Origin of the sequence: Streptomyces sp. NPDC012510, assembly GCF_042955065.1 — a bacterium.
GTDB lineage: Bacteria > Actinomycetota > Actinomycetes > Streptomycetales > Streptomycetaceae > Streptomyces.
On sequence record NZ_JBIBEN010000011.1, the window covers coordinates 278,042 to 292,598 of the forward strand.

The 14,557-nt window shown below is 72.1% G+C and carries 17 protein-coding genes; 6 read left to right on the plus strand and 11 right to left on the minus strand.

The genetic code is table 11. From position 1 onward, the window contains the following. Positions 1-20 precede the first annotated feature (20 nt). Positions 21-989, plus strand: a complete 969-nt coding sequence (locus ACFY9I_RS22230) for an aldo/keto reductase (protein WP_391004160.1) — start codon at positions 21-23, stop codon at positions 987-989. Positions 990-1,026: 37 nt separating this feature from the next. On the opposite strand, the gene ACFY9I_RS22235 is transcribed toward ACFY9I_RS22230, so the two are convergent. From ACFY9I_RS22235 to ACFY9I_RS22260, 6 genes are all read right to left on the minus strand, one after another. Then, positions 1,027-1,527 (minus strand): hypothetical protein, encoded by a 501-nt coding sequence (locus tag ACFY9I_RS22235; protein WP_391004163.1) that lies wholly within the window; start codon positions 1,525-1,527, stop codon positions 1,027-1,029. 230 nt (positions 1,528-1,757) lie between these two features. After that, a complete protein-coding gene (locus ACFY9I_RS22240; protein ID WP_391004165.1) occupies positions 1,758-2,534 on the minus strand; it encodes a DUF6193 family natural product biosynthesis protein in 777 nt (258 codons plus the stop codon). Positions 2,535-2,881: 347 nt separating this feature from the next. Beyond that, positions 2,882-3,418 (minus strand): GNAT family N-acetyltransferase, encoded by a 537-nt coding sequence (locus tag ACFY9I_RS22245; RefSeq protein WP_391004168.1) that lies wholly within the window; start codon positions 3,416-3,418, stop codon positions 2,882-2,884. 46 nt (positions 3,419-3,464) lie between these two features. Then, positions 3,465-4,004 (minus strand): DUF6624 domain-containing protein, encoded by a 540-nt coding sequence (locus ACFY9I_RS22250; RefSeq protein ID WP_391004170.1) that lies wholly within the window; start codon positions 4,002-4,004, stop codon positions 3,465-3,467. Between the two features lie 14 nt (positions 4,005-4,018). Next, a complete protein-coding gene (locus tag ACFY9I_RS22255; protein ID WP_391004172.1) occupies positions 4,019-4,438 on the minus strand; it encodes an ATP-binding protein in 420 nt (139 codons plus the stop codon). Between the two features lie 475 nt (positions 4,439-4,913). Then, positions 4,914-6,326 carry a hypothetical protein gene (locus ACFY9I_RS22260; RefSeq protein ID WP_391004175.1) on the minus strand — a complete coding sequence of 471 codons (1,413 nt, stop codon included), beginning with the start codon at positions 6,324-6,326 and terminating at the stop codon, positions 4,914-4,916. A gap of 303 nt (positions 6,327-6,629) precedes the next feature. Here ACFY9I_RS22260 and ACFY9I_RS22265 point away from each other — a divergent pair, with 303 nt between their 5' ends. From ACFY9I_RS22265 to ACFY9I_RS22285, 5 genes are all read left to right on the plus strand, one after another. Continuing rightward, positions 6,630-7,451, plus strand: a complete 822-nt coding sequence (locus ACFY9I_RS22265; protein WP_391004176.1) for a Scr1 family TA system antitoxin-like transcriptional regulator — start codon at positions 6,630-6,632, stop codon at positions 7,449-7,451. 3 nt (positions 7,452-7,454) lie between these two features. Next, positions 7,455-7,706, plus strand: coding sequence for a DUF397 domain-containing protein (locus ACFY9I_RS22270; protein ID WP_391004179.1), 252 nt, complete (start codon positions 7,455-7,457; stop codon positions 7,704-7,706). 391 nt (positions 7,707-8,097) lie between these two features. After that, positions 8,098-8,619 (plus strand): hypothetical protein, encoded by a 522-nt coding sequence (locus tag ACFY9I_RS22275; protein WP_391004181.1) that lies wholly within the window; start codon positions 8,098-8,100, stop codon positions 8,617-8,619. A gap of 34 nt (positions 8,620-8,653) precedes the next feature. Then, entirely contained in the window at positions 8,654-9,463 is an 810-nt protein-coding gene (locus ACFY9I_RS22280) for an SAM-dependent methyltransferase (protein WP_391004183.1), read from the plus strand. Positions 9,464-9,552: 89 nt separating this feature from the next. Next, a complete protein-coding gene (locus tag ACFY9I_RS22285) occupies positions 9,553-9,966 on the plus strand; it encodes a MarR family transcriptional regulator (RefSeq protein ID WP_391004185.1) in 414 nt (137 codons plus the stop codon). A gap of 4 nt (positions 9,967-9,970) precedes the next feature. On the opposite strand, the gene ACFY9I_RS22290 is transcribed toward ACFY9I_RS22285, so the two are convergent. The 5 genes from ACFY9I_RS22290 to ACFY9I_RS22310 are packed head-to-tail and all read right to left on the minus strand — an operon-like array spanning position 9,971 to position 14,556. After that, positions 9,971-11,716: a SpoIIE family protein phosphatase gene (locus ACFY9I_RS22290; RefSeq protein WP_391004187.1), complete on the minus strand. Its 1,746-nt coding sequence runs from the start codon at positions 11,714-11,716 to the stop codon at positions 9,971-9,973. Then, positions 11,713-12,780: a SpoIIE family protein phosphatase gene (locus ACFY9I_RS22295; protein ID WP_391004189.1), complete on the minus strand. Its 1,068-nt coding sequence runs from the start codon at positions 12,778-12,780 to the stop codon at positions 11,713-11,715. Before ACFY9I_RS22295 ends, ACFY9I_RS22290 begins: the two co-directional genes overlap by 4 nt. Next, a complete protein-coding gene (locus ACFY9I_RS22300; protein WP_391004271.1) occupies positions 12,780-13,220 on the minus strand; it encodes an ATP-binding protein in 441 nt (146 codons plus the stop codon). The genes ACFY9I_RS22295 and ACFY9I_RS22300 overlap by 1 nt, the downstream gene beginning before the upstream one ends. Then, complete coding sequence (locus ACFY9I_RS22305; RefSeq protein WP_391004191.1) at positions 13,220-13,660, minus strand: STAS domain-containing protein; 441 nt, start codon at positions 13,658-13,660, stop codon at positions 13,220-13,222. Before ACFY9I_RS22305 ends, ACFY9I_RS22300 begins: the two co-directional genes overlap by 1 nt. Further along, a complete protein-coding gene (locus ACFY9I_RS22310; RefSeq protein ID WP_391004193.1) occupies positions 13,657-14,556 on the minus strand; it encodes an RsbRD N-terminal domain-containing protein in 900 nt (299 codons plus the stop codon). The genes ACFY9I_RS22305 and ACFY9I_RS22310 overlap by 4 nt, the downstream gene beginning before the upstream one ends. Position 14,557 lies beyond the last annotated feature (1 nt).

A 14,557-nucleotide genomic window follows, 5' to 3' on the forward strand; every position in this document is an offset into this window, starting at 1 on the left:
CACAGGCAGGAGTAGTGACGATGCAGTACGTGAAGCTCGGCTCGACGGGCCTGGACGTGTCCCGCATCTGCGTGGGATGCATGAGTTTCGGGCTCCCGGACCGAGGCACGCACGAGTGGACCCTGGACGAGGAGGCGTCACGGCCGTTGATTCGGCGGGCCCTGGACGCCGGGATCAACTTCTTCGACACGGCGAACGTCTATTCGGACGGCACCAGCGAGGAGATCGTCGGCCGCGCACTGGCGGAGTTCGCGCGACGGGAGGAGATCGTCCTCGCGACCAAGGTGAACGGAACCATGCACCAGGGCCCCAACGGCCGGGGCCTGTCCCGCAAAGCGATCATGACGGAGATCGACAACAGCCTGCGGCGCCTGGGCACCGACTACGTGGACCTCTACCAGATCCACCGCTTCGACCCCCACACTCCGGTCGAGGAGACGATGGAGGCCCTGCACGACGTGGTGAAGGCGGGCAAGGTCCGTTACATCGGGGCGAGTTCGATGTACGCCTGGCAGTTCGCGAAGATGCAGCACACCGCCCGGCTGCACGGCTGGACGCGGTTCGTGTCCATGCAGAACCACTACAACCTCCTCTACCGTGAGGAGGAGCGCGAGATGCTGCCGCTGTGCGAGGACCAGGGCGTGGCCACGCTGCCCTGGAGCCCGCTCGCCCGCGGTCGCCTCACCCGCGACTGGGGCACGGTGACCGAACGCGCCGAGACCGACGACTTCGGCAGGACCCTCTACCTGGAGGGCGACCGCGAGATCGTCGACGCCGTGACCCGTATCGCCGGCGAGCGCGGGGTGCCCCGGGCCCGTGTCGCCCTCGCCTGGCTGCTGAGCCGGCCCAGCGTGGCCGCTCCTATCGTCGGCGCCACCAAGCCCCACCACCTCGACGACGCCGTGGCGTCCCTCGACCTCACCCTCACGGAGAAAGAGACCGAGGAGCTGGAAGGGCCCTACACACCCCGCGCGATCAGCGGCCACTGAACCGAGGGCGAGGCGGGTGCCGGGAACGGGCGCGGCGTCACAGCCGGCTGTACTCCAGGCGCACGGTGGTGGCGAGCCGGGCCAGAGCCTCCTCGGCGCCCTCGCGGTCGGTCCTGTCGAGAAGGGCGAGGGCGTCGGCGGCGGCCAGGCGTACGCGCCGGGGCACTTCGTCGAGTGCGGCCATGCGGTAGGCGATGGTGCGGCGGGCCTCGCGCTCCTCGGCGCTGACACCGCTCGGCCCGGTGTGGGGGAAGACGGCGGCCTCGTAGGCGGTCACATGGATGAGTACGCCGTGGGCGATGCCCTCGGCGTATCCCCGTTGCCCGGCCTGACGCTGGGCCGTGGCGAAGTGCGCCATGGCACGCCGCCGCACGATGAGCGAACCCACCATGCCGACGAGTCCCGCGCAGACGGCGGCCCCCAGGGCGACCGGACCACCGCCGATCAGGGCGCCGACGAGGGCGCCGCCCGCCATCAGCAGACAGGTCAGCCCGGTGGTGAGCATCAACAGGGCGCGCGCGGGAGTGAAGGAGGCCATGACGTGCAGTGTCTCAGCTTGAGCCGGGTGCTGGAGCGGAGGGCGGGTTCGGGGACGGGCACACGAACCGGGACGGCCCGACCATGGGGTGCCGGGCGACGACCGAGGGCCGATGGTCGCGGCGGACCGCAGGGTGCTCCGTCGCGCGTGGACTGCTTTGTCCGCGCGACCCGACGGGCAGCGGGCGGCCGGGGCGGACGCGGGGCTCGTGGGCGGCTTCGCGAGGCGCGTCAGTCTCCGACGCGCGCTGCTTCGAGGGTGACCGGGCCCAGGCCGGGCCGCAGATGGCGTACGGCTGCCGCCACCGCCTCCCGTGCCGTGGTCGCTCGCGCGAAGACGGAGTCGTTCGTGAGGTTTTCGCCGACCGTGTAGCGGTCGACGTCATGCGCGAACAGGCACAGTCCGACGTCGGACAGACGGCGGCGACGCGTGGTGGTCGAGAAGCGCAGTGTCCAGTGGCTGGTGAAGGGATAGAGGGCCCGCAGCGCCGGCTCGGCGTACGCCGCCTCGACCAGCGCACGGTAGGCCTCTCCGGGAGACTCCAGCGTGTCGGCCTCCGTGCGCAGATGCCGCCACTCGGACTCCGTCAGGCGCAAGGGGTCGTTGTCGGGTACCTCGAAGCGGCCGGTCAGCTCCACGAACGGCGCCGTCCGGCGGATGTCGCCCAACGCCACCCCGTCGTGCCACGCCTGCGCGGCCCTGGCGACCTGCGTCAAGTCCTCGGTAGCGCCCTGGACGAGTGCCATGCCCTGGTACGACTCCTCGCCGCGGATCGACCACCGTCGTTTCCACGTCCATGAGTTGACGATCAGTGCGTTGCGGTGCGGCAGTGTGCTCTCGACAGCGGCATGCCTCAGTGGATCGTCGGCCGAGGACCCGACGGGTGCGGAGAAGAAGCCCTCTCCCGCGAGGAAACCTTCCCTCGCGACGGCTCGGAGCGCGGCGGAGAGGCTGCCGTGGGCGGCGACGTCGGGATAAAGGGCGACCGGATCGGGGCGGGTGACCACAACCGGTCATTGTGCCAACCACCCACCTCCGTAACAAGATCGGGTGCCTGCATAGGGCGGGTCTGTGAGAACCAGCGACACCGGCGAGGCGGTCGCGTATCCGAACGCGACCGAGGGGGAGTCCGCCGTCCGATGAACCAGATCCTGTTCGCCGGGGCCATCGGCCGCAGTCCCCGTCGACCACGGTCCGGGCAGAGCCGATCCGCTCCTCGAACGTCGAGCCGCTGAGGATCGCCCGTCGCTCTGTCCTGCGCGGAACGCCAGGTGACCACTGGAGCCGCGTCCAATAAGGCCACCGGCACGGACGGACACCTCCGGGCGAAGCGAGCGCCCCGAACTCCCTGCCCCTACGCGGAGCCGGCAGGCAGCCGGAAGACGACGCTTCGGCGCAGCGGCCCCTCCGGCGCGCTCGGGTCGTCGAAGTCGTCGGCCGGGTCGCGGGTCATGCCGAGGCGGCGCATGACCGCCTGCGAGCGGAGGTTGGTGGCGGTGGTGATGGCGAGGATCTCGGTGAGGGCGAGGCGCCGGAAGCCGAAGTCCACGACGGCTCGTGCGGCCTCCGTGGCGTAACCGTGCCCCCACGCCGCACGCGTCAGCCGCCAACCCGCCTCGACCCCGGTGAACGGCATGTCCTCCTCCACCGGATCCAGGCCGGTGAAACCGATGAACTCGCCGGTGGCCCGCACCTCCACCGCCCACCAGCCCCAGCCGCGCTCGTCGAGGTCGGTCTGGAAGCGGGTGGCGGACGCCTCGCTCTGCTCCGGGGTGAGGACCTCCGGGAAGTACTCGCGCACCACCGGATCGGCGTTCATCGCCGCCCAGGGGGCGAGGTCGGACTCCCGCCAGTGGCGTAGGAGCAGACGGTCGGTGCGTAGCTCGGACATCGCGCCAAACTACCGGGACCAACTGGTGTCGGCGATCGATTTACCGTCAGACCCCGCCGCTCGCCCCCACCCCGCTCCGCACCGCCCGCAGATGCTCGGTCAGTGGTCCGAGGCCGACGTCGTGGCGGCGTTCGTCGACGGTCTCCGGGTGGCGGATGGGAAACGGGAAGAGGGTGCCGGGGTTGATACGGGTGCCGTAGAACTGCGGCTGGTCGAGGGCGACGGCGCAGTGGTCGGCGATGTAGGCGTGGTGCACGGCGGGGCAGTGCCCGTCCGCGACGGCCTCGGCGATCAGGTCGCGGCAGGTGAGCTGGAAACCGAGGTCGGGGGAGTGCAGGAGGATCATCAGGGCTGCCGTCGAGGCGGGCTCACCGACCAGCGCGGCCGTGGGCCAGCCATGGCGGGCGACGATCGCGCGCAGGGCGTCCGCGTTGCCGGTGTGGCACTCGGCGATACGGTCGCGTGCCGGCGCGGGGGGTGCGGAGCGGGCCTGCTGGGCCAGCCGCCGTTCGTCCTCGGCCCTGCGGACCAGTTCGGCGGCGAGGACCTGCTCGCGGGGCGGTGCGTCGCCGGAGGCGGGTTCCATGGCCGGGGCGCCCTTCACACCGGTCCCCGGACGGCGAGCGAGAACCACACTCTCTTGCCCGCGTCACCCGGTTCCGGCGGATCGGTGCCCCAGTCGTCGGCCAGCGCGGCCACGATGGCCAGCCCACGCCCCGACTCGGCGCCCGAGTCCACTGTCCGTGGCCGGGGCGGAGTGGGCGAGGGGTCGGCGAGCGTCACGCGCAGCTCGCGCTCCGAGTATTCGAGGACGACGGCGACGGTGTCGGCGGGACCGGCGCTCGCGTGCCGGACCGCGTTGGCGAACAGTTCGTCGGTGGCGAGGACGGCGTCGTCGAGGATCCCGGCCAGTTCCCAGCGGGTGAGGTGTGCCGCCACAGTGCGCCGCACCCCGGCCGCGTACGACGGGTGCGCGGGGACCGCCAACTGCAGGAGGCGGGACCTCCTGAGGGAGATCAAGGCAGCCTCACCACGCCCAGGGGGCGGTCCGTCCCACGGAACGGTGCGCCGTGCGCGCTCCATCCCGGGTCGTGTGCTGCTGCGGCAGGGATCCGTCGGCGGAGCGCGCCGACACTGACTGCCGTCATCGGGTCCTCCTCGTCGTGCGTGGCGGTGGGGGCGGACAGGGGCGGCGGGCCCCGGTGCTGTTGTCGCGGTGCTGTTGTCGAAGACAACAGCACCGGGCACACAAAAGACCAGGTGGTGGAGGGGTTGTGCAGTTGCGGGCGCGTAGTGAGGCGAGCTGTGTGTTCCCATCGTGGTGGACGTCGACGGAGGGGCCAGCCATCAAGCGGGACAGTCCGCCAGGTGGTCGGCCTCGGGCCTGGCGGTTGACCCCCCGGCTGAACCGGCCGGTTCTCGGTCGAGTCGGCCGGTCTCGGGCGTGGCGCCCGGCGCCGGAGGGCGGGCAACTGTGCGGGGCGAGTGGGTGGCCTCAGGCGGCTGTGCCCAGCACCACCCGCGACCGGCGTTCGAAGTCCTGTACGAGGGGCTCGTGGCGGTGGGACGCCAGGCGGGCCCGGAAGTCACGCAGGGCCTGGATGGAGCGTTCGCTGTGGACGCCGCTGAGCGCCTCCAGCGCGTCGTCGGCCGTGGCGATCGCCTCGTCGAGGCGGTTCTGCTGGAGGTGCGCCGTCGCGAGGACGGACCGGCTGATGGCCTGGCGCCGGCGCCGGTCGGCGTGGGCGCGCACCGACTCGCCCGCGGTGTGCTCGGCCTGCGCGGCGAGGCCCAGATCGCGGAAGCAGACGGCGGACTCGGCCTGGAGGTAGTGGTGGTCGAGGAACCGCACCCAGGGCGACTCCTGGGCGGCACCCCGGCTCGCGTCGAGCTGCTTCTCCGCGGCGCGAAGGGCATCGGCGGTCTCACGAGGACGGCCCAGCGCCGCGTGGCCGCGTGCGGACATGGCGTGCAGCCGCATCAGACCGAGCGGGCTGCCCGCGTCCTTGGCCGTGGCCACCCCGGCGCGGGCCAGGGCCACGCCCTCGTCGGGGCGGCCCAGACTGGTCGCCAGATGGGACAGGCCGGCGAGGATCTGCCCGCCCAGTACGTGGTCGCGGCCCTCCGCGCAGAGCCTGAGCCCCTGCGTCATGTACCGCTGGGCGAGGCCGTACTCCCCGGCGTCGTACGAACTCCAGCCCGCCATGGCGGCCAGCCGGGCGGCGGCGGCGAACAGTTCGCGGCGGTGGTGCGGTGGCGTGCCGCGCTGCTGGAGCAGGGGGATGACCTCGGTGGTGAGGTACTGCACGATGCTCGTGCGGATGCCCCCGCCGCCGTACTGGTTGTCCATCTCGTCGAACATGCGGAGCATCGCGTGCACCTGCTCCACCGGCCCGCCGGCCGGCACCGGCGCCAGCCTGGGGGCGTCACGGCTCTCCACCAGCCACAGCAGCCAGGCCCGCTGCGGGTTGGTCAGCGCGCCCGGCACGAACGGCACCGCGCCCAGCAGACTGCGCCGGGAGATGTCAGTGGTCCCCAGCTCGGCCAGGGTGTGCAGGGTCTCACCCACGTTCTCGGCGTACATCAAGGACCGCCCCGTCACCGGTCGCCCGCGGTCGAGCGGGAAGCCGATATCGGCCGGAGTGAGCGCGCGGCCCAGTCGCTCGCCGAGAACGGCGGCGATCAATTCCGGTGTGTTCCCCCGTGGTTGCTGGCCCTGGAGCCAGCGGGTCACGGAGGCCTTGTCGTAGTTGGTCTCCGAACCCTGACAGCGGCCCAGTTCATTGACCCGGAGGGCCAGGGAGGAGTACGAACAGCCCGCCTCCTTCAGGGCTGCCGCCAGCGGCTTGTTGGGCCCGCCGGCCCCCTTGACCGGGTTCCTAGGTAATCCGTTCGTCACGGCGGCCATCCAGGTGTCGCATCGTGTCGGCGTGCGGCTTGATCCGTACCCGCCGTGGCGCCGACTCCGGGGCGGGCCGGAGGAGTTCGAGGGACGCTGCCCTCGATGCGCGGCAGGTCACTCAGTCACCATGGTGGCCGAACAACTCAGCTCGCAACCAGCGTTCTGATAATTTCAGAACGAACTGCGAAGACCTGTCCGTGTCAGCGGATCGCGTGGCAGACTGCACGCTGTGAATCCCGCCCCGGGAGGTTGCACGTGAGTGAGGCCCGCTCAGGAGGGAGCGCCCCCGCGGCGCCCACGGTCCTGCGCATGGTTCTCGGCAAAAGGCTGCGGCAGTTGCGGGAGCAGGCCGGAGTCTCCTTCGACGACGCCGCCCGCGCCATCGAAGTCACCGCCCTGACCGTCCGCCGCATGGAGAAAGCCGAGGTCGGTCTCCGTATCCCCTACGTGAAGGAGTTGCTGCGCACCTACGGGGTCTCCGGCACCGAGATCGACGACTTCCTCTCCCTGGCCCGCGAGGCCAACCAGCCCGGCTGGTGGCACAAGTACCGCGATGTGCTGCCGGAGTGGTTCAGCGCGTACGTGAGCCTGGAGAGCGAGGCCGATGTCATCCGCCTCTACGAACCCCAGTACGTACCCGGCCTGTTGCAGACCCACGACTACGCCGCCGCCCTGATGCGCGTCGGCTTCCCGAACGCGACCTCCGAGGACGTCGACCGCCGCGTCGCCCTGCGTCTCAGACGCCAGGACCTGCTGGTCAAACCGGAGGCACCGGCCGTCTGGGCCATCCTCGACGAGACCGTGCTGCGCCGGGCGGTGGGCGGCCCCGACGTGATGCGGGCCCAGATCGACCGGCTCGCCGAGGCCACGGAGCAGCCGAAGATCCGGATCCAGATCATGCGGTTCGCGGCCGGACCCCACCCGGGGGCGTACGGCCCCTTCCACTACTTCCGTTTCGGGTTCTCCGAACTCCCCGACATCGTCTACACCGAGGGCCTCGCGGGCGCCCAGTACGTCGACCAGCCCGCGGACGTCGTGACCTACCTGGAGGTACTGGACCGGATGTCCGTGCAGGCGGAACCGGTGGCCCGGACCAGGGACATCCTGGCGGCACTACGCAAGGAGTTGTGACACATGGCAAGGACACCCGACAGCCCCTTCCGCAGCGGCATGCCCGCACCCGAACTCGGCGCCGAGGGCTGGCGCAAGCCCTGGAGCGGCACCAACGGCGGTTCCTGCGTGGAGGCCAAGCGGCTGCCCGACGGCAGCGTCGCCTTCCGTCAGTCCACCGACCCCGACGGCCCGGCCCTCGTCTACTCGCGGGAGGAGATGGTGGCGTTCCTGGAGGGCGCCAAGGCGGGCCAGGCCGACTTCCTCATCGCCTGACGGCCGCCCCACCACGCCGCCCCACCACGCCACCCCACCACGCCCCTCCGCCTCACCCGACGACGGACGCCCCGCGTCCCGCGACGGCTGTGAGGCCGGCGCGCGGATCACTACGCCCGCACAACCGGACAACTCGCACGCGCACTCCCGTCGTCTCCCGGCCGCACCCAGACTGTGGAGCCGACACCCGCCGCACACCATCCGAAGGGAGTGGCATGCGTACGCCGCCTGGGGGGTGGCGTGAGAGTCCCGCACAGCATGTACGGCGCCCGGCCCGCAGACCGCGGGCACCGCGCGGGACCCTCACCGCACCCCCTGGTGTCCCGGGTCGAACCATGCCGCCCGACGGACACACCGGCCGCCCCGGCCGGGCCGCTCGCGAGGGGCGGGGATGAAACCGCCGTCCTCGCTCACCCAGTACCGGACCCTCGTCGTCGAGGGGCACCAGGGCCCCGGCAGGACGCGCCTGGTCGCCGAACTGGCCCACCTCGGCTTCGAGGTCCGGCACCTGCCGCCCTTCCTCCATCACCTGGATCCGGCCCTGCCCTACCGCGAACTCCTCGCCGGGCCCGGCAGGCTGGCCGTCGACGGTCATCTCCTCGCGGAACTCGTCCACGGTCCGCTGCGCCGGGGCCGTTCCCGGGTGACGTGGATACAGGCCCTGGACCTCGCCGAAGCCGTGGCCGAACGCGACGGGGCCATGCTGCACCTGACCGCGACCCAGCACACCGCCCGTCCGCACGACACCGAGGCCGCGGAGGCCGCCACCGCCTACGCGCGGGCCTTCCGCACCCTCGCCCAGCATGTGCCCGTGGTGACCCTCGACGTCGGCGAGCCGGGCCGCCCCATTCGTGCCCCCGCTGCTCGTCCGTCGCAACTTGGGCGAAACCCGGGGCAGTTGACGATAGGTTAGCGACGACCACGCGATGTGAGGCAGGAGAGTTCCCATGGCAGACGGCCACCCCACTCCCGATCAGGAAGCCCTGTCGAAGATCGACACCACGGTGCCGCACTCGGCCCGCATCTGGAACTACTGGATGGGCGGCAAGGACAACTACGAGGTCGACCGGGAGGCGGGCGACGCCTACCGCGAGATCGCCCCCAACATCGAGACGATGGCCCGCGCCTCCCGCGTCTACCTCATCCGCACGGTCACCTTCGTGGCCCGCGAGCGCGGCATCCGCCAGTTCCTGGACATCGGCACCGGCCTCCCGACGTACGACAACACCCACCAGGTCGCCCAGAAGGTCGCTCCCGAGTCCCGCATCGTCTACGTCGACAACGACCCTCTCGTCCTGCGGCACGCGCAGGCCCTTCTCACCAGCACCCCCGAAGGGGTCACGGACTACGTCGACGCCGACCTGCACGACCCGGACACCATCCTCGAAGCGGCCGGGAAGATCCTCGACCTCGACAAGCCGGTGGCCCTGATGCTCATGGGCATCCTCGGCCACGTCCAGGACTACGAGGAGGCCAAGGACATCGTCCGCCGCCTCCAGGCCGCCCTGCCGTCCGGCAGCTACTTCGTCCACTACGACAGCACGGACACCGACGCCGAACTCAAGCGCGCCCAGGACGGCTACGACGACACCGGCGCCGTCCCCTACGTACTGCGCAGCCCCCGACAGCTTCACGCCTACTACGAGGGCCTGGAACTGCTGGAGCCCGGCATCGTCTCCTGCCCGCTGTGGCGCCCGGAACCGGGAACGAACCCCGAGCCGACGGACGTGTACGGGGGAGTCGCCTACAAGGCGTAGCGACGCCACGGTGCGGTCGACCCGGGGGCGGTGCGGGAGTGTGCGGGGACGGCCGTGTACTCCCGGGCGCTTCGGGTAGGCCCCCCGGCATGACCGGCCCCGAGGATGTCGCCCGGCAGGTTCTCGACGCCGTGGAGAGCCTGGCGCCCCTGTGGTTCTCGGCGGTCGAGGACGTCACCCCGCGGCTGTCCCCGAGACAGGTCATGGCGTTGAGAACGGTGCGCCGACGGCCCGAGCTGAACCTCACCGCCCTGGCCGAGCAGCTCGGGGTCGGCCTGCCCACGGCCAGCCGGCTCTGCGACCGGCTGGAGGCTGCCGGCATGCTCCAGCGCGACCTGCGGCTCGACGACCGCCGCGAGGTGCGCCTGGTGCTGACCGAACGCGGCCGTCAGTTCCTCGCGGACGTCACCGAGTCCCTCTCCGCACGTCTCACCGACGCGCTGGGGGCGATGCCGCCGGCGGAGCGCGCACGGGTCGAGCAGGCGCTGCGGGCCCTGGGATGACCCGTCAGGGGCGCAGCGCCGTGACATGCCCCGTCCCGCTGTGCACATGGCACAGCAGCAGACACACGTCGTCCTCGTGCTCGTCGTCCAGCAGCGGGTGCAGCAGCCGGTCGGCGGAGGCCTCGAGGTCCTCGTCGAGGGCGTCGGGCGGGAGCGTCCTGAGGGAGGCGGCGAGCTGCTCGATGCCCGGGTCTATCCCCTGGGCGCGGCGCTCCACCAGCCCGTCCGTGTAGAGCGCCAGGGTCGACCCCGGCGGCAGCGGGACGGTGTGGTCGGCGATCTCCTGGTGGAGAGGGATGCCGAGCATGGCGCCGGGCTTGGCGTCCAGGATCCGTACCTGTCCGTCGGGCGAGCGCAGTACCGGCGGCGGATGCCCCGCGGCGGCCCAGGTGAGGGTGGGCTCGTGCGGGTGGAACCGGGCGATGACGGCGGTGGCGTACAGGTCGGGCTGGAGATGGTGCAGGAACAGGTGGAGACGGGTGAGGAGCTGGCCAGGGCTCTTGCCGTCGACCGCGTAGGCGCGCAGCGCGGTCCGTAGCTGGCTCATCATCACCGCGGCGCGCAGCCCGTGTCCGGTGACGTCCCCGATGACGGTGATCAGACTGCCGTCGGGCTGGCGGAAGGCGTCGTACCAGTCACCGCCGATGTTCAGGCCCCGGGTGGCCGGCAGATAGCGCGCGGCGAGCCGCAGCCCCGGGGTGGTGGGCAGCTCGGTGAGCAGCGCGCGTTGCAGGGTCTCGGCGATGTCGCGGTTGTGTTCGAAGCGCCGGGCGTTCTCCAGGGCGACACCGGCCCGCCGGGCCAGCTCGATCAGCATGAAGGCGTTGTCGGCGTCCCAGCGCTCGTCGGCGGGTGGTGACAGCGTCAGGACGCCGAGGGGAGCGCGGCGGGTCATCAGCGGCACGCACAGCAGGGGCCGGGCGGGGTCGAGCGCCGACGGCGGCTGGTCGTCGACTCCGGGCAGTCCGCCGGGGTGGTCGGCCGCGTACTGGGGGCGCCCACGGCGGGCCGCGACGACGGCGGCGGCCGGACGGGGGCCGCCGTGGCGCACATCGTCCTCGCTGTCGAACAGCCACACGTCGGCGGTCCGGGCGTAGCGGGGCACCAGGAGCGTCGGCAGCAGCCGCACGATCGCGTCGGGGTTGAGGGAGGCCGTCAGAGCGGCGCTGGCGTCGGCGAGGAAGGTGAGTCTGCCGCGGGCGTTCTCCGCCTCCTTGCGGGCCTTCTGCTCGGCGGCGAAGAGTTCGCGCTGCGCGCGACCGGCCGCGTCCAGTTCCGCGTGCAGGGCGAGGACCCCCTGGTTGGTCTGGTGGAGCTCCTCCCGGTGGAAGGCGACCAACGCCTCCTGCTCGTCCAGCTTCTCCAGCAGCAGCGCGGCGTCCTCGTCGGCCCCGAACAGGGCTTCGGCGAGAGTCACCGGATCGCCGGCCACATACTCGCTGTCCGGCAGCCGCACCTCCTGCGAGCAGGCGACCGTCAGCCGCCAGGGCTGCCGGAACTCGCCCGGCCGCTGGGTCGCGGACGTCACCTCCACCAGGAACCTGGCGCCACCGGGACCCGCCGTGGTGGCCCGCGCGGTGAGCAGCCATGTGCCTCCCTTGGTGAGGCACTGCCGCAACTGCGCGGTGAGCACGGACACCAGCCGCGCCCGGTCGGTCGTGGAGACCCCGTGTGCGGTGGCCAGTCGAGCGGCGGCGATACGGGCCCGGGCGGCGTCGGTGACGGAACTGACATGCCAGGTACGGGTCATGGGAGGTGGTCCGGCGGGGAGGGGCTCAGCACCGCGACGGTGGTGTCGTCGCGTACCGGCCGGGCGGGGCTGCTCGCGTCGCGCACGATGACGGCCGCGATCACAGCGGGGTCGAGGGTGGGGCTGTGGGCGGCTGGGCCCGGGCTCCAGCGGCTGGGCAGGCCGTCGCTGTGCAGTACGAGCAGGCAGTCGTCCTGCCAGGCCACTTCGTGCTGCGGCAGATGAGCCGCCCGGTGGGCGCCGACTATGCCGGGGCGCGACAGCAGCGGCTGCCAACTCGCGCCGGTGCGCAGCCGTGCCCCGATGTTGCCGATTCCGGAGAACAGCAACCGCCCGGCGGCGACGTCGAGTTGGGCGACGGCGACGGCCGCGCCCCGGGTGTCGCGCAGCGCGCCCTCCAGCCGCCGCAGCAGTTGCGCGGGAGGCAGTTCGGGCGCACGGCACAACTGCTCCACGGCCGCCGAGGAGGCCCGTGCCGCCGCCAGGCCGTGACCCAGCCCGTCGGCCAGCATCAGCGTGGTGAGGTCCTCAGCCCTGACCCACGCCCAGGCGTCACCGGAGAACTCCGCGCCGGCGAAGGGGATGTTGACACCCCCGGCGCGCACGGGCGGGGCGGGGGAGCGGTCCGGGGTGCGGCGCCCCCGGCGGGCGCCGATCCGCGCCAGGGCGATGGTGCCCCGGCCGACCGTGCTGTGGAGGTCGAAGTCGTCGGCGATCCGGCGGCAGGTGCCGAGGCCCGCGCCGAGCGAGGACGTGGTGGAGAAACCGTCGCGCAGGGCACCCGACACATCATGTACTCCCGGACCGTGGTCGATCGCCACGATCTGCACCATCGGGGCGGCGCCGTCCGCCCGGCCGGGCGTGGGGCGGGCCACGACCTCCAGGAGTATCAGCCCGCCCCCGGCGTGCTTGAGCAAATTGGTCGCCAGTTCGGTGGCGACCAGCGCGCACCCGGCGGCGCGGGACTCGTCGAGTCCGGCCCGGGCCGCCGCGGCCTCGGCGGCCACCCGGGCGTCACGCACCCGGGTGGAGTCGTGCACCGGAACCTCCCAGACGCGTGGCATCACCGCTCCTCGCGCGGACGCGGCGCGCCGGGCATCCAGGAGGCCACCGTCACCTTGGTGCCGGAGCCCGGGCGACTGTCGATCGCGAACTCGTGGACGAGTCGGCGAGCACCGCCCAGCCCCATCCCCAGGCCCTCGCCGGAGGTGTAACCGTCGAGGAGCGCCTGGTCGAGGTCGGCGATCCCCGGGCCCTCGTCGCTGAACGTCAGCCGCAGCCCCCGTACGGCGCCGTTGACCACGGGCTCGCACTCCATCTGACCCCCGCCGCCGTGGACGAGGGTGTTGCGGGCCAACTCACTGGCCGCCGTGACGAGTTTGGTCTGCTCGACGAGACCGAAGCCGAGCTGGGCGGCCGCCTGCCGCACATGCTGCCGTACCCAGACCAGATCCATGTCCGAGTGGATCGGCAGGCAGGCGGAGATGCCGCCGGCGGTCTGCATCACGGACTCTCCTCGCGGGCGTGCCCTCGCCGGGGAAAGGTCGGGTACGACGCGCCGAGGAGACGCATCGCGTCCTCGGTGCTGAGAGCGGTACGCAGTCCAGGGAGGGTGAGACCCAGCTCGACCAAGGTGATCGCCACGGCAGGACGCATACCCGCCACCACCGTGCGGGCGGCGAGCAGACTCGTCTGGGCGGCGATGTCGCCGAGCACCCGGCCCAGGAAGGAGTCGACGATCTCCACTCCGGAGAGGTCGATGACCACCCCCGTCGCGCCGCTGCGCGAGACCGTCTCGCTGATGTCCTGCTGGAGCTGCTCCGCCGAACCGTCGTGCAGATCGCCCTGCAGAGACACGAGGAGGACTTCGCCGAGCTTGAGGACGGGAACGGTTCCGCCGTACGGCGACGGCCCGCCGTACGCGACGGGGAAATGGCCGCTCACCCGCGCTCCGAACCGGCCAGGTCGCGGGACACGATGTCCGTGCCCTGCTCCCGCAACGCGTAGGCCAGGGCGTCCGCGAGGCTCGAACGGGTGAGCACCGAGCTCAGGTCGATGCCCAGATGGACGATGGTCTGCGCGATGGCCGGCCGGATGCCGGAGACGATGCACTCGGCCCCCATCAGCCGCGCCGCGGCCACGGTCTTCATCAGGTGCTGCGCCACCAGCGTGTCGACGGTGGGGACCCCGGTGATGTCGAGGATGGCGAACCTGGCCTGCTGCTCCACGATCGAGTCCAGCAGGGTCTCCATCACGACCTGGCTGCGCGCGCTGTCCAGCGTGCCGATGAGGGGGACGGCGACGATGCCCTCCCACAGTTTGATCATCGGCGTGGCGACCTCCATGAGCTGAAGACGCTGCCGGTTGATCAGCTCCTCACCCTCGCTGAGCGCTGTCTCCAGCACGACCAGACGCAGGGTGCCCATCAGGACCGTCAGCGTCGTGGTGCACTCCCGCAGATGCGCCGCCGGGGCGGCGGCGAACTCGGAGAGGAACAACTCGGTGACCGGGGGCCGCAGCGCGTCCACCTCGGCGGAGATCTGCGTGACGGTGGAACCGGCCCGCGCCCGGGCGGCGGCCGTCCGGGCGAGCTGCTCACGGATCACATGGAAGCCGCCGGACTCCGCGTCCTCGACGCTGTCCGAGGCGGCCACGGCGGCGAGCGCGTCCACCACGGCCCGCCCCGCCTCGACCGCCTCGTCCCGGGAGTGGGTGAAGACGGTGCGGAACAGGGCGGCGTCGGCCCAACGTTGCGCGATCTGTTCCTGGCGGCTGCGCAGGAAGTCCGTGACTTCCTGCGCCGGTGTCAACTGCTGGCCTGCCGTGTCGTGCTCCGGCACG